Here is a 13924-nt window from a genome sequence, read left to right on the forward strand (position 1 = left end):
AGAAAACTTGACTGCATGCGCCAAGTTTTCTTAGTCCACAACCCATTGCCACTCTTGTTCTTTCTTATCAAAAATGAGCCAACCTGTCTCTGTTGCTTCTTCTTTCAATTCATCAATATTATCTAGTACCTCATCCGTACTTTCATACGAACCAACTACATATACCGGAATTTCAAGACCTCTTCTTGACTCAATTTTCCCTGCTAGATCAATATAAAGACCGTCTTCCATTAATGGAAGAAGCCCCATGATCACTTCTTTCGAAATTGCTGGGAAAATTTTTGATTTTTGGAACAAAGAAAAACGTTTCTTACCGAAAGCACCGAGTTTATAAGGAATGACTTTAGTTAACATGCCTACAAAATCAGCAATTCTACGATAATACACTTTGTTGTACCATCCATCATCATGTGAAAAATAAACAAATCTATTTTTCAATAGCGGAAAGAATGTTCTTGCAAGTGGTTCTTTTTTGTGAGCCAAATATAAAAGCTCTGCAATTTCTTTTGGCTCTAATTCATCTAAATCGCTTGCATCATCAAAATCTACCCAACAAAATTCATCAAATTCATCAATCTCTGCTTGAATTAGCTTATGTATATTTTCTTCCTCAACATATTCAAATAAAGTATGATAATGAAAATCTGTCCATTCAAAGTTATGCTTCAAAAGCAACACTTGATGAAGCGGTGAAGGGATGTTACTTGCAAACTCTTTAAACGTAATTCCTGATGTAATAAAACAATGACCCCGACGATTACCATTAATATATATCATATTCTTTACTTGGTCAGATCCTCCAGACAAAGCACCTAGCCACCTTCGTTTTATATGTTTCAATTCTATAGCATATTTTAACATGAAAAATTTTAGAAACATAGAAAAAAATTCAAAAACTATTTACAATTTCATGTGTTTTATTACATAGTGATTACAAGAAAAAACGCCTGCTCGTAAGCAGGCGTCTTTAAAGGATTTCATCTGGGTTTTGAGGATGATGATTTCCCTCTTTCTTTTCATCTCTTTGGAACATCGATTGAATTTTATCAATTGTTTGTGGAGCTAATTCAATCATTTTTTCCGCTAAATGTGTCGCATTTTGTAAATGAAGAATATTTACTCCATCCTTATTCACTACAAGAAATGCTACTGGTGTAATAGAAACACCACCCGCGCTACCGCCACCAAATGCAGGGTTACCGTTCGCTCTTTGTCCATCATTCGTTTGGAAATCAGAACCTCCTGCTCCAAACCCGAACGCTACTTTAGAAACCGTTAACACCACACCACCGTCAGCCGTTTGAACAGGCTCTCCAACAATCGTATTTACATCGACCATTTCTTTTAAATTTTCCATTGCCGCTTTCATTAACCCTTGAATTGGATGATCCACCGTTCATAACCTCCTTTGTCATATCTTTCCTAGTTTTTCCGAAAGTTGGTGAACTAAACATAAAATTTTATATTGATATTAAAAATATTTTTTATAATCTCCGCAGAAACAAAAAATGCCTATGAATTGTAAGAATATCTCTAACAATTCATAGGGCACTTCAAATTTGATATTTTGTGTTTTTCCATGCAAGATAATTAAGTAAATAAAAATTCATTACATACTTATATTAGATTAGATTGGAAGTGTCTACTTGATCGTATATACTGTAAAACCACTTCACATTTATAAAAAAATGCAAGAAGAAGGTTTTTATCACGGAAATGAGAAATATGTTTGTCCTCACTTCAAATCTCCATATGCATGGATGATATTACAGATGAAAGAGAGAATTCCTAATTATGATGGCCGGACTTTCCCTGTATGGGTTTGGAATAAAAGACCTGACCAAAACCGCCCAGCACTTTTACCTAAAGGTCAAAAAGGTTTCATTCTTACATTAGACATACCAGATGAAGACATTCTTTGGTCTTGTTTTCATACTTGGCACGCTATTTTAAATAATAGTCCTATAACTAAAACGGAGGAAGAATGGGATCATTTCGAAACAGAAGGTTTTCCAAAAGATAAAATGATAGCTACCTGGACCAGAATTTTTGACTTTGATTGGTTACAAAGCCTAGATAAAGATTGAATAGAATTTGATCCAGATTGGGTACAAGGTGTAACACCTTGTATAGAAATGAAACATATAATGAAAGCTAAACGATTCATTGCTAAATAAAGTAGAGAGCCATAGCTTTCTACTTTTTGACTTTATATATAAAATAACGTATTTGAAAAATGAAAATAATTAATATATAGAGTGTAAATCTTCGTATCTTAGATTTACAAGTTGTTGCACGTAACCTTTTTTGTGCCACTTCATATTAAATGACTCTATTATTTCCCCTCATATTCTCACTTCAAAGTCATAATTACCTGTCTTTCAACAAACCCAAACTCTTCATACATTTCTTTTGCAAAATTTCCAGCAAATACATTTAAACGAATTTCTGAATAATTCTTTTGTAATTCCTTAATACCAGCCTCCATTAACTTTCTTGACAATCCTTTCCCGCGGTACTCTGGAAAAACATACAATTCGTATATAAACCCTAGTTTTCCATGAGAAAAATAGTCCGTATTTTCCCCTATTAATATCCATCCCATTACATTATTTTCTTCTTTAACGACTAAATAATATGCTCCCTTTTCTACAATCGGCCTTGTAATTTCAATTGCTTTCTCTGTACTTAACTGACAATTCCCTCTTGTCCCTTCAAAAAGTGATTGAGCTGCATATTGTATTATTTTGCCCGTTTCTTCCCGATTTGCCTTTTCTATCATTTTTTACAACTCTCCTCTTTAATTGGCATTAATATCGCTCGTTCAAGATCCTCCGCTTCCATAACAATTCCCATCAATCCCTTTTCCGTACTCGTTTCATGACATTCACCCTTCTTCCAAAATACAGCTTGTCCCGCTTTCACCTTCACTTTTTCTTTATCTGCTCCACATACATACCCTTCTCCGTCCACAATAAGAAGCAGTTGCGATACAACTGCTTCATGATATCCAATTATTCCATTCTCTTGTAAATGCATAGCACCGATATGTATTTTCCCTTGATGATTTAATATTTTCGACATTATGAAATTAGATTGAAATGCTGATATGTGTTTCCCTACTTTTTCACTAAAATCAAATATCTTCATTCCTAGTCCTCCTTATACGTATAAAACCATCCTTACTGTCTGCATCATATGTCCTTCAAAATCTTCTTCAAATTCCTCTAATTGTGCAAAACCTTTCGCTTCATAAAAATGTTTTCCTTTTTCATTCGCTGCTTCTACATGAATATATAATTTCCGAATTCCTTTTAATGCCGTTAACCCTTTTTGTAATAAAGCACTTCCTATCCCTTTCCCTTGCTGATCGGGTAACAAATAAATCGCGCCTAATTCTGCTTCGTTTTGCAGTCTAACAGGTGAAAAATTCGCAAAGCCAATTACTTCTCCCTCTTCTTCCGCAACGAATAAATGTGTATTTTCGAGACGATATTTCATTTTTTCATCAGAATAAGCCTCGTCTAAGAAACTGTCTTGAATCTTTCTCGGAATAATACCTTCGTACGTATCATGCCAAGCTATTTTCGCTACTGATTGTACAGCGTGAATGTCTTCTTGCTTCATTTCTCTAATTACATATGTCATCTCGATGTCTCCATTCTCTTAAAATTATATTCTGCTAATATACTAGAAGAAATGGCAGAACCATTTTCATAATTTACTTTAATTAATTTTAATTTCTCAATTGAAGCTGTTGCACAATTAAATTTTCCATAAATATATTCCATTGCAATTAAAAACTGATTTACATGTAGCTTATTTGCAATTGTACAATGCGGAACCCATTTTCCAGGCACATAATATGAATTTAAATTATCATGAAAAGTTTTAAAATAATCATGATAAGAATGATGAAGTTTTAACAATTCATCTGTAATGGTCGGTGCTAAAAAGATCGTTCCGTTAGTAGGAAAAGTTCCAACAGCAGGAAAAGTTACCTCAGCCATATTCTCTTGAACTGCTACAAACTCCTCTAATTTCTCCTTATATAAATGAACGTCTAACTCATGGTAATCAGCTAATGTAATATGAGGTTCTACTCCTGCTAATTGATTTGTGCCAATGATATTTGTTATTTCATTTTGCAATTCTATAATTTTATTAGTAAACACACGATCAAATGTAGCAATAATAGCGTACATACTTCCTCACCCCTTCGTTACATATAGCGCTTCCCATTCTTCACGAATCATTCCCATTCGAATAGAATCATAGTATGTTCCGTTATAATAACGGCATTTGCGCATTCTACCTTCTAAAGTCATTCCTATTTTCTCCGCTACTTTCATCATTCGTTCATTACCAGACCAAGTCGTGATTCCTACCCTACCAATTTCCATGTTTTCAAATAGTAAATCTCGATATAGCGTTAACGCTTCTGTACCGTAGCCACCATTCCAGTAATTTGGATTATAAATAACAATCCCCATCTCCAACCAACGCGTCGGTTTATGCTCCCAATAAAACCCGATTGTTCCTATAATTTGGCCGTTATTTTCTATAATTAATTTAGATAGAGGTTCTTCTTTTAAACGTGTTTGCATCCCCTCTTTATAAGACGGGTATTCTTGCATTGAGAACGGGAAATATGGTGCATCCCATTTTTTCCATTCTGGATTTTCTTCTTTAAATACGATATCCCATAATGTTTTTATATCCGACTCTTCAATTGTACGAATTGTAACTTTATCCCCTTTTACTATTACGTTTTGCATAATTTCCTCCTACAACTCTCTTTATTTCATATATAATTATAATGTTTTTTCAGAAAAATCAAAACAAATATCATTTATTATATTGTATAATTTTGTTATAAGATACCAATTATTCATGTAGAAAGCTGGTGATTCAATGAATAATCGATTTAGTATTGCTTTATTTCTCACTATTATTACGACAAATATTATTCTCTATTTCTTCTTACCTTTAAGTATTGTTACGAAATGGGACTTCAATGGAACGCCTACATCAACAATGGATAAAAGCACTTTTGTTATCGTAAATATAATTATATGTTCCTTCTTATTCCTTTTATTTTTAGCTTTATCTAAAGTAGAGGGTAATCCGAAATTTCTCCTTTGGATCGGCAACACAATTTTACTATTTTTATTTTTTGTCGATATTATCATTGCCCTCATCGCTCTTGGCTTCACACTTCCTCTTGATCATTTAATATTTTTAGCATTAGGGCTTTTATTTATATTAATAGGCTATTTCAGTTCCAAAATTGATACGACTAAATCAACAATTTCATTAGAATGGAATGATAAGCACCTTGAAAAAAGAGCTTCAAATATTTGTAGTATTTCAATGATGATAGCAGGTATTTTCCTAGCTGGGCTTCCATTTATCATTCCTGCTCCGTATAGAGGTTATGCTATACTCACAATTATTTTAGGAATGATGCTTGTCATTTTACCGAGTACGATTTACTTACTTATGAAAGACAGCAAGCAATCTACTCCTTTAAAAAAGTAATAAAAAAATAGGAGGTTACATCCCTCCTATTTCAGCTTAATATTTTCTTTTTCATTTTTTCTATCTCAACTAAAATACCTTTCTCTATCCAGCCTTCTACTCCATCTCTTTTAATTAAATCATATCCTGAGCAGCTATCATCGATGAGAGAAACAATGTCCCCTTTTCTTACGCTTATTTGTGCACAAGAAATATCGGTTTTCACTGTGTATTCACCTGAATCAAGTTGCCTAATATATTCATTTTTCACAGAGAGTAATTTATTCGTTTCTCTTTGCTTACATATCGTATAATCTTTCAATTTCTCCATAGGCTCTATGTAATAATACGGATAGTTCACCCCGCCCTGCATTGATGTGTTCGCATGAAAATCAGCTATTACTTCATACTCTGGAAAATAGTCTACATATGTATAAAAAAACGCATCCCTTCCACTTTCCCTCTGAATGATAAATGCGTTTAATTGTCCTGCTTCTTTAATCGCATTTCCCCCATCAATCGCAATAATCTTTTTCTCCTCATCAATAACTGGATTGTTAGACGGGGCCTTGTCTGAATAGTTTACAACAGGCCAATGACCGACAACTACATACTTATTTTCTCTATGTGATTTATTGAAAAACTCTGGCATTGCTATCGCATTTTTTCGTTCCGTTTCTTTCCAATCTTCTCTATCTTCAAGGCCAGCATGTACAAAGATATAATCTTCTGTTTCAATTGCTGTTGGCAATTCTGTTAGCCATTCTATTTCTTTTGAAAAATGGCCCATCAATACTCCACTTACTTTTTGAATAGACGTATTTTCATGAATAGAGAAATGCACACACTCTAACCATTCATTAAAAATCGAATGCTTTCTCGTACATAAATAATTGATAAGACCAGGATTTTCATTTAAAAGCGCATCAACTAAAACTTCACAATTCCCTTCAACAACGTGAACATTTGAATTGTTCTTTACAAGATTCATTACGTAGTTTACTACGCCGATGCTATCTTTTCCTTTCTCACAAAGATCACCATTAATAATTAAATAATCTTCATCTTTAAAATTAACTTTATGTAGTAATTCTTGTAAAAGAGGTAATTCTCCATGAATATCAGATATTACAATTACTCTGACATCATTAGGGATTGATAGTTTCTTTATTTTTTCCAAGTATAAGCGCTCCAATCATTCTCTGTATTATTTATAAAAAACAATTCAACACCATAAATTATAAACCTTTCTAAAAGAAATAGGTTCTATATATTATGTCATATAGAACCTATCCTTCTTTATAATTCTTTATGAAAAGAATAGCTTACCTTATAATAGCCTTCTCTTTCATAAAAGCGGTGAGCGTCTAATCTAGGAAACGCTGATGTAAGAGCGATGGACTCACATTCATTTTCTTTTCCCCAGTTCTCTATATATGAGAGTAATACATTCCCATACCCTTTTGAACGATGTGCTTCTGCTGTTACAAGGTCATACACGAAAACATGTTTCTCATTATAAAAATTCGTACAAATCGCTACACCGGCCAGACTCACAGCTTCATCCTCTTCATTACGTAGCGCAAATAGTTTATAGTTTTCTTCTTTCATTTTTTGAAATAAAGAACTTGCTTCTTCTTTTGAAAGTTTAGTTCGTAATTGCTGTAATACGGGAAATACATCATGTAAATCCGCTTCTGTTACTACTTCTCTAATATTCATTATGATTCTCCCCTTACTATTTATAAAATTTTCTAAATGTTATATCATCATTATAGAAAGCAACTGCCCTTAGCTTAAGTGACAGTTCTATTCTTTTTTATAAGGACAGTATAAAAAGGAGCGTCTATAAATGGATCTGACTATCCCATTAGTATTACAAAGTAAAACACCCCTTTACTTACAAATTTATGAATATATGAAACAAGAAATCTCTCATGGATCAATATGTGCCGGTACACGCCTTCCTTCTCACAGAAATTTAGCTATGCAACTTAATGTGAGCCGTATTACAGTTGAATCGGCTTATCAACAATTACTAGCTGAAGGGTATGTAGAAAGCAAACCGAAACGCGGGATTTTTGTTGTAGAAGTTGATATTGATGTCATTCAAAAGAAACAGCAAATTGCGTCAAACAGTGCTAACAATAAAGAAAATGAACAATATGATTATGATTGTAGTCAAGGACTTATTGATCAAAAAGCTTTTCCGATAACAAACTGGAAAAGAGCAATACACGAAACTTTATTTCAGTATGAAAATGAATTATTTGCTAAAGAAGATCCACAAGGTGAGCTCGTTCTACGAGAACATATTTCAAAGTATTTATATCATGCTCGCGGGGTATATTCTTCACCTGATCAAATTATTATCGGAGCAGGTACGCAGCCTCTTCTTTGGCTACTACTTCAACTACTTGGTCAAAAAAAAGAATACGGGATCGAAAATCCTGGGTTTCACCGTATCCCTGCTATGATTCAAAGTTCCGGTCTTCCCGTCCACCCTATCCCTTTAGATGATAAAGGGATTCATATTTCCGCTTTACGTGAATCGGCTTCCAATGTAGCGTATGTCACTCCATCTCACCAATTTCCACTTGGAATCATTATGCCGCTATCTAGAAGACTCGAGTTATTAAAATGGGCGAATGATTGTAAGGGCTATATTATTGAAGATGATTACGACGGGGAATTTCGCTATATTGGAAAACCTATTCCTTCTTTACAAGGGCTAGATTCAAATGAACGTGTTATTTATATGGGAACTTTCTCAAAATCTTTTTTACCTTCTTTACGAATGGGATATATCGTTTTACCACCTCATCTATTAGGAGCTTATCAAGAACTTGGTGGTATGTTTAAACAAACAGTTTCTACGCTGCAACAACTTACCTTTGCCACCTTTATTCAAAATGGTGATTGGGAACGCCATATTAACCGAAGCCGCACGTTATATAAAAGAAAACATATTTCTTTAATTAAATCTATTACAAACGAAATGGGTAATAACATTCGTATACTTGGTGAACAATCAGGACTTCATATCGTACTTCACGTTCATAATGGGATGAACGAACAAGAACTTATTCATGCGGCTGCGAAACAACGTATTAAGTTATACCCTCTCTCCACATACGATTCTGTTCATAATATAAGAGAGTACTCGTATGTATTACTCGGATTTGGCAGTATTCCTGAGGATCATATCGAAACTGTTGTCCAATTACTGAAAAAGGCCTGGTTCCCTAAATAAGAATAGCTCCACGCAAGTTATACTTACGTGGAGCTATCTTCATTCACTATTTTTCTGATTTCGCTGTTCTTCCTGGTCGTTTCACACCTGTTGTTTCTGTTGAATAGGAAGCTTCAATGATAGCAGTTGGATCTACAGAGAGAACGAGATCTTTCATTTTCGGATAAATGAAACGGTTTGTAATACAGTAAATAATTCTCTTTTCTTCTCCTAAAAAACCTCCTTCTCCATGTAGATACGTAACTGATAATTGCAATTCTTTCATAAGTAGATCGCCTATTTCTTTATTTTTACCAGAAATAATCATAACGCTCTTCCCTTGATTTATACCATCTAATATGAAATCAATCATCTTCGTAACAATATAGAAAATTGCTAATGAGAACATCGCTTGTTCGATTGAAAATAAAATCGCTACAAATGTGAAAATAACTGCATTTACCGCCAGTAAAAATGTACTAATCGGTACTTTAAAGTGTTTGTTCATCCAAACTGCTAACATTTCTGATCCGTCTATTGCTCCACCCATTTTAACAACGATCCCAACGCCAATTCCAAACAACACTCCGCCATAAAGTACAATTAATAGTTCAGAAGTTGTAATCGCAGGAAATGGTTTTAAATAAATTAACCCGAGTGTTGTAACTACATTTGCATAAGATGTACGGATGAAAAACTTCTTCCCCATTACTTTTGCGGTAAATAGCAGGATAGGAATATTAAGTCCTAAAAACACTCCGTAAAGCGGTAATCCAGCAACTTTATTTGCCATAATAGCAATGGCCGTTACCCCGCCATCTACTAATCCATTAGGTGCTAAAATAAGCTCTAATGAACCCGCTACAATAATCGATCCAATTGTTAATAATATGTATTCAAATACTTTCTTCATTCATTACCCCCAAAACATATATATTTTCTTAGTATTATTTTAACGTAATTTTACTACTAATTCAAAGATGTGAGTTTATATATACAAAAGTTTCACCTTTATAGTGATTTTTCATGTAATTTATTAAAAAAACACACTTACGTATTACAGTAAGTGTGCTCCAAACATTTATTTGAGTTTTAAGTATGAATTCATCTTCATCTTAAATATTTCATCAACTGCCCTATTATACCCACCAGCATTTCGAAGTGACTCCCCAACTTTACGACTATTTTCCTTAAACGTTACATCATACATTACCTTCTTTACAGTCTCACGTAACAATTCAGAACTTAATTCTTTACGATTAATCCTTATTCCAGCCCCTACTTCAGTCATTCTTTTCGCAACTAAAGGCTGATCTCCTGTTACTGGAATTACAACTAACGGGACACCATAATATAGTGCTTCACTCGAACTATTCATACCACCGTGTGTCACGAATACATCAGCATGCTGTAATATTTCTAATTGCGGCACATAATTATACAACTTAAAGTTATTCGGAATGTTTTCAAATTGATTTATATTTATCTTCTTACCAACAACTAATACGACTGTCGCTTCTATATCTTTAAACGCTTCAAAACATTTTTCATATAGTTCAGGTTGTTCATTAAAAACTGTTCCCATAGAAATGAAAATCAATTTTTCATCTTTTAAATCTTCCATAGAAAAGCTGTCTACTTCTTTTCGAGTAGCAATTGATGGGCCGACAAATTTATATGATTCATCGAATACATCTGAACGCGGCTGGTATTCTTTTGAAGTGTATACGATAGTAATATCACCAGGATGATTCATAATATCATACATACTATTACATTTTATTCCATACTGCCTATTCCATTTTTCCATTCCCGCTAAACAAGATTGATATAATGGATCCGTTTCATCTACTTGTCTTGATTCTTGTTCATCATTAAAAGTAATATACTGATTAAAAGCAAATGTTGTACAAGAAGAAACGCTAGGTAATTTTAAAACATTTGCTATAATACGTCCTACGGGAAAATGATTATCGTATATCAAGTAATCGTACTTTTCCCCCTTTGTTTCTTCTACAATTTGAGTTACAATACGCTCTGATGCTTCAATCATATGAGATAGCATCGTCAAAGGACTCCCGCCTTCATTTACTCGTTCCATAATATTAATTTGAGAGAGGAAATTCTCAAACACCCGGAATTCTGTACCTGTTGCTTCAATCTTCTTTCTATAATCTTCAATACAATACGAAACAACTGTCTCCCCCCGCCGAATTAACTCACTTACAATAGCTAAAGTCGGATTTATATGACCTTCTCCAGGGAAATTTATTACGAGTACATTTGCCATCATATTCTCTCCTATCTAATATTATTAATAATTAATTATATTAATTAATTTAAAACTATTATAAAGGAATCTATTCTACTTCTTTATATTTTTCTCTTCATTTTATTATTGAGAAATATTTTTCATAACCTACATTATTACTCTCATAAAAGAACACTTAACTCTTCATTTACTGAAAAATAAGAGATTTACATTTGGGCATTTTGCAGATTTATCATCAAAAATATTATTTTGATAATTCATACAAAACTAGAAAAATATAATTTACACACTGATTTCTCACCATAAATGTATTTAAGTTCTATGTTGTTCCTATCATTATCCACTTGGAACATATTCTGTTATATAATAAATTTATAGAATTTACAGAAAAAGGAGTAACTTCATGCTACAACAACTATTCACTTCACCTATTTTATCTGTCCAAACTTTACACCCAGGTTATGAAGACCATGCAAGCGATGTGTTTCTCGTCCGAACAGAAGATGCAGAAGTCATCGTTCGTTCTTCTAAAATGAATGAAGAACCAAATAATGATTTTTGGTGGGGATGTAAAAAACTATTTGGAATTGATCCGAGGAACGTACATCATTTAGAAGCTGTACATACATTGCTGCAAGAACATACTAATCTTCCTATCCCAGCAATATTAGAAAAACATATTTTAAATGGGCGTAAATTCGTTGTAGCCGAAAAGTTAGTAGGTAACACAGTTCAATCTTTTATCGGGCAACCTGATTCTATTTTATTCAGTCTAGGAAAAGGGCTTGCAGAAATACATAAATATAAAGCCGATTACATAGGAAATGTTTCAGGTTCCTTCCAAATTACACTAGATGAATTCCAATCACACATTTTAAATGTGAGTAAAGAGCTTGTGAATATGTTTTATTCCGATAATGAAAGCATACAAAAGGCATTTCCTACTTTTGAATCACAACTTTTTTCCTTACCAACACAAAAAGAATCAACGCTCGTTTTAATTGATATGGATCCTACTCAGTTTTTATCAGATGGTACATCTATTACAGGCTTAGTAGATACAGAAGCCTATGCAGTTGCTCCAAGGGAGTTTGATTTTATCGGCTTAGAATATATATTTACTGAAAAAGAGGCTCATGCTTTTAAACAAGGTTACGAAACGATTATGCCCATTCCCCGTCTTGAAGAATGTAGACCTCCCTATCGATATTTGTATCGGTTATTATCTGTTCAAGGCAGTGTGAAATTTGAAAAGTGGCTAAGTCATCCATCCTATTTTTAAATATGAATGCGAGGGATTATGAAATGAATATTGAACGAAAGAAATCTTTAACAGCGAAAGAAATTCAGCAAATGAAAGATTTAGCTCACATTTGTGGGCAACACGATCAAATTGATTACTCGTCAGATTTACATGTAAACTTTTTAACTGCTCGTAATAATGAAGATATCTATGACTTTCTACTTTATGATAATACTCAATTAATCGGTGCATTAAGTATGTATGACTTTGAAAGACCGACAAAACTGGAGTTAATAGGGTTTGTTCATCCGAACTATAGGAAACAACATATAGGCACTACTCTTTTACAAACTGCAATGAAAGTAATTCGAATAAAAGAGGCAGATGAAGCTCTTCTTATTATGAATGGTGATTCTGCTTCTGGGAAAGAATTTGCAAAGCAGATGAAGTTACCTTATTTATATAGTGAATATAGTATGGCGTTCAAAGCAAAAGAAGTGCAAAAAACAACAAAGAATACTATACAGCTCACTCTTGCATCTTCAGAATCACTTCTTGATCTTATTGAACTTTCCAGCAAAGCCTTTGGAGATTCAGTAGAAAATACCTCTATATGGTTACAAAAAATGATGAATTCACCTTCTCATCAAGTTTACAGTGCTCTTATCGACGAAAAAGTGATAGGAACGATTACAGTTTCTGAGCAAGAACAATCTACTACGCTATCAGGCTTCGCCGTTCATCCTTCTTATCAAGGTAAAGGATATGGTAAAGATATTCTTAGTTATATGGTACATACCCTTATTACAAAAGGAATATCAACAATCGAATTAGACGTCGAAACGAAAAATAACTACGCTTTAAAACTATATACACAATGTGGTTTTGAAATAAAAACGAAGCATGACTATTATAATGTAATGAACTTTGAGGTGAATACATATGTTTAAAAAACCAATTTATTCTAATTATGATATTTTTGCAGACATCTATAATAAACATTGGGGACATTTTGCTGAACACTCTTATCCAGCCTATCATAAATTCATTTTACAAGATGCCGCTCCAAAATCCCGTATATTAGACCTTTGCTGCGGGACTGGTCATCTTACTAAGAAACTACTTGATCATAATTTTATAGTAACTGGTATAGACGGTTCTGCACAAATGATTGAACATGCACTTTACAATGCACCCGATGCATCCTTTATCGTCGACGATGCGCGCTCTTTCAAAGTAGATGAGCCGTTCCACTACGTCATCTCAGCTGGTGATAGTTTAAATCATATATTGCAATTAGATGAGCTAAAAGATACTTTTCATCATGTTTATTTAGCATTATATGATGGAGGTACATTTGTATTTGATATGAATATGGAGAAAGGTTTTCTTGAAAATTGGGTTGCTTCATTTCATATTTCATCTGAAGAATATGTTTGTACGATTGATTCTACCTATGATAATAAAAAAGCAGTAATGAACTTTATACTATTTAAACATGACATAAATAATACTTGGACAAGAAGTGACTTTTCTTTTGAGGAAGCTTGTTATTCCAATGAAGAAATAATTTCTTCGTTGGAATCTGTAGGTTTTAAGAACATTCAAATACACGGTACAAATAGAGCATTTTTCATTTGTCAAAAATAAAAAAACT

The 13924-nt window shown here is 33.3% G+C and carries 17 protein-coding genes; 6 read left to right on the forward strand and 11 right to left on the reverse strand.

Annotated features, from left to right (window positions below):
* Nucleotides 1-30: 30 nt before the first annotated feature.
* The gene (locus ACXVYO_RS15735; protein WP_458467732.1) at nucleotides 31-807 is read right to left on the reverse strand and encodes an oxalate:formate antiporter; all 777 of its coding nucleotides are present in this window, start codon (nucleotides 805-807) and stop codon (nucleotides 31-33) included.
* A 160-nt stretch (nucleotides 808-967) separates the two neighbouring features.
* Nucleotides 968-1393 carry a GerW family sporulation protein gene (ytfJ, locus tag ACXVYO_RS15740; protein ID WP_073518546.1) on the reverse strand — a complete coding sequence of 142 codons (426 nt, stop codon included), beginning with the start codon at nucleotides 1391-1393 and terminating at the stop codon, nucleotides 968-970.
* 253 nt (nucleotides 1394-1646) lie between these two features.
* Here ytfJ and ACXVYO_RS15745 point away from each other — a divergent pair, with 253 nt between their 5' ends.
* Nucleotides 1647-2087, forward strand: coding sequence for a DUF3841 domain-containing protein (locus tag ACXVYO_RS15745; protein ID WP_458467733.1), 441 nt, complete (start codon nucleotides 1647-1649; stop codon nucleotides 2085-2087).
* A 266-nt stretch (nucleotides 2088-2353) separates the two neighbouring features.
* Here ACXVYO_RS15745 and ACXVYO_RS15750 read toward each other — a convergent pair whose 3' ends face one another.
* The 5 genes from ACXVYO_RS15750 to ACXVYO_RS15770 are packed head-to-tail and all read right to left on the reverse strand — an operon-like array spanning nucleotide 2354 to nucleotide 4778.
* The gene (locus ACXVYO_RS15750) at nucleotides 2354-2782 is read right to left on the reverse strand and encodes a GNAT family N-acetyltransferase (protein ID WP_458467734.1); all 429 of its coding nucleotides are present in this window, start codon (nucleotides 2780-2782) and stop codon (nucleotides 2354-2356) included.
* Nucleotides 2779-3150, reverse strand: a complete 372-nt coding sequence (locus tag ACXVYO_RS15755) for a cupin (protein ID WP_458467735.1) — start codon at nucleotides 3148-3150, stop codon at nucleotides 2779-2781. The genes ACXVYO_RS15750 and ACXVYO_RS15755 overlap by 4 nt, the downstream gene beginning before the upstream one ends.
* Before the next feature lie 12 nt (nucleotides 3151-3162).
* A complete protein-coding gene (locus ACXVYO_RS15760; RefSeq protein ID WP_242254093.1) occupies nucleotides 3163-3648 on the reverse strand; it encodes a GNAT family N-acetyltransferase in 486 nt (161 codons plus the stop codon).
* The gene (locus tag ACXVYO_RS15765; protein WP_242254091.1) at nucleotides 3645-4205 is read right to left on the reverse strand and encodes a 2'-5' RNA ligase family protein; all 561 of its coding nucleotides are present in this window, start codon (nucleotides 4203-4205) and stop codon (nucleotides 3645-3647) included. The genes ACXVYO_RS15760 and ACXVYO_RS15765 overlap by 4 nt, the downstream gene beginning before the upstream one ends.
* A 6-nt stretch (nucleotides 4206-4211) precedes the next feature.
* Nucleotides 4212-4778, reverse strand: coding sequence for a GNAT family N-acetyltransferase (locus ACXVYO_RS15770; protein ID WP_458467736.1), 567 nt, complete (start codon nucleotides 4776-4778; stop codon nucleotides 4212-4214).
* Between the two features lie 136 nt (nucleotides 4779-4914).
* Between ACXVYO_RS15770 and ACXVYO_RS15775 the strand changes: the two genes are divergently transcribed.
* On the forward strand, nucleotides 4915-5541 hold the full coding sequence (locus ACXVYO_RS15775) for a DUF1648 domain-containing protein (protein ID WP_458467737.1): 627 nt from the start codon (nucleotides 4915-4917) through the stop codon (nucleotides 5539-5541).
* Between the two features lie 31 nt (nucleotides 5542-5572).
* Here the strand turns inward: ACXVYO_RS15775 and ACXVYO_RS15780 are convergent, their stop codons facing one another.
* Both ACXVYO_RS15780 and ACXVYO_RS15785 read right to left on the reverse strand, forming a co-directional pair.
* Nucleotides 5573-6700 carry a metallophosphoesterase gene (locus ACXVYO_RS15780; protein ID WP_458467738.1) on the reverse strand — a complete coding sequence of 376 codons (1128 nt, stop codon included), beginning with the start codon at nucleotides 6698-6700 and terminating at the stop codon, nucleotides 5573-5575.
* 119 nt (nucleotides 6701-6819) lie between these two features.
* Nucleotides 6820-7242 carry a GNAT family N-acetyltransferase gene (locus ACXVYO_RS15785; RefSeq protein ID WP_458467739.1) on the reverse strand — a complete coding sequence of 141 codons (423 nt, stop codon included), beginning with the start codon at nucleotides 7240-7242 and terminating at the stop codon, nucleotides 6820-6822.
* A 130-nt stretch (nucleotides 7243-7372) separates the two neighbouring features.
* On the opposite strand from ACXVYO_RS15785, the gene pdxR reads away from it, so the two are divergent.
* Nucleotides 7373-8773, forward strand: coding sequence for a MocR-like pyridoxine biosynthesis transcription factor PdxR (gene pdxR / locus ACXVYO_RS15790; protein WP_458467740.1), 1401 nt, complete (start codon nucleotides 7373-7375; stop codon nucleotides 8771-8773).
* A gap of 46 nt (nucleotides 8774-8819) precedes the next feature.
* On the opposite strand, the gene ACXVYO_RS15795 is transcribed toward pdxR, so the two are convergent.
* Nucleotides 8820-9665 carry a YitT family protein gene (locus tag ACXVYO_RS15795; RefSeq protein WP_458467741.1) on the reverse strand — a complete coding sequence of 282 codons (846 nt, stop codon included), beginning with the start codon at nucleotides 9663-9665 and terminating at the stop codon, nucleotides 8820-8822.
* Nucleotides 9666-9833: 168 nt separating this feature from the next.
* Nucleotides 9834-11042, reverse strand: coding sequence for a macrolide family glycosyltransferase (locus ACXVYO_RS15800; RefSeq protein WP_458467742.1), 1209 nt, complete (start codon nucleotides 11040-11042; stop codon nucleotides 9834-9836).
* Nucleotides 11043-11427: 385 nt separating this feature from the next.
* On the opposite strand from ACXVYO_RS15800, the gene ACXVYO_RS15805 reads away from it, so the two are divergent.
* From ACXVYO_RS15805 to ACXVYO_RS15815, 3 genes are read left to right on the forward strand one after another with little or no spacing between them, the layout of a single operon-like run.
* Entirely contained in the window at nucleotides 11428-12306 is an 879-nt protein-coding gene (locus tag ACXVYO_RS15805; RefSeq protein ID WP_458467743.1) for a nitrate reductase, read from the forward strand.
* 23 nt (nucleotides 12307-12329) lie between these two features.
* On the forward strand, nucleotides 12330-13217 hold the full coding sequence (locus ACXVYO_RS15810; protein ID WP_458467744.1) for a GNAT family N-acetyltransferase: 888 nt from the start codon (nucleotides 12330-12332) through the stop codon (nucleotides 13215-13217).
* On the forward strand, nucleotides 13210-13917 hold the full coding sequence (locus ACXVYO_RS15815; RefSeq protein WP_458467745.1) for a class I SAM-dependent methyltransferase: 708 nt from the start codon (nucleotides 13210-13212) through the stop codon (nucleotides 13915-13917). The genes ACXVYO_RS15810 and ACXVYO_RS15815 overlap by 8 nt, the downstream gene beginning before the upstream one ends.
* Nucleotides 13918-13924 lie beyond the last annotated feature (7 nt).

Source organism: Bacillus sp. BC08 (assembly GCF_054326875.1).

What these genes read in the sequence shown, in the direction of transcription:
- ACXVYO_RS15750 (WP_458467734.1), bottom strand. Translation starts at nt 2,782, where the DNA reads ATGATAGAAAAGGCAAATCGGGAAGAAACGGGCAAAATAATACAATAT.
- ACXVYO_RS15755 (WP_458467735.1), bottom strand. Translation starts at nt 3,150, where the DNA reads ATGAAGATATTTGATTTTAGTGAAAAAGTAGGGAAACACATATCAGCA.
- ACXVYO_RS15760 (WP_242254093.1), bottom strand. Translation starts at nt 3,648, where the DNA reads ATGACATATGTAATTAGAGAAATGAAGCAAGAAGACATTCACGCTGTA.
- ACXVYO_RS15765 (WP_242254091.1), bottom strand. Translation starts at nt 4,205, where the DNA reads ATGTACGCTATTATTGCTACATTTGATCGTGTGTTTACTAATAAAATT.
- ACXVYO_RS15770 (WP_458467736.1), bottom strand. Translation starts at nt 4,778, where the DNA reads ATGCAAAACGTAATAGTAAAAGGGGATAAAGTTACAATTCGTACAATT.
- ACXVYO_RS15775 (WP_458467737.1), top strand. Translation starts at nt 4,915, where the DNA reads ATGAATAATCGATTTAGTATTGCTTTATTTCTCACTATTATTACGACA.
- ACXVYO_RS15785 (WP_458467739.1), bottom strand. Translation starts at nt 7,242, where the DNA reads ATGAATATTAGAGAAGTAGTAACAGAAGCGGATTTACATGATGTATTT.
- pdxR (WP_458467740.1), top strand. Translation starts at nt 7,373, where the DNA reads ATGGATCTGACTATCCCATTAGTATTACAAAGTAAAACACCCCTTTAC.
- ACXVYO_RS15795 (WP_458467741.1), bottom strand. Translation starts at nt 9,665, where the DNA reads ATGAAGAAAGTATTTGAATACATATTATTAACAATTGGATCGATTATT.
- ACXVYO_RS15800 (WP_458467742.1), bottom strand. Translation starts at nt 11,042, where the DNA reads ATGGCAAATGTACTCGTAATAAATTTCCCTGGAGAAGGTCATATAAAT.
- ACXVYO_RS15805 (WP_458467743.1), top strand. Translation starts at nt 11,428, where the DNA reads ATGCTACAACAACTATTCACTTCACCTATTTTATCTGTCCAAACTTTA.
- ACXVYO_RS15810 (WP_458467744.1), top strand. Translation starts at nt 12,330, where the DNA reads ATGAATATTGAACGAAAGAAATCTTTAACAGCGAAAGAAATTCAGCAA.
- ACXVYO_RS15815 (WP_458467745.1), top strand. Translation starts at nt 13,210, where the DNA reads ATGTTTAAAAAACCAATTTATTCTAATTATGATATTTTTGCAGACATC.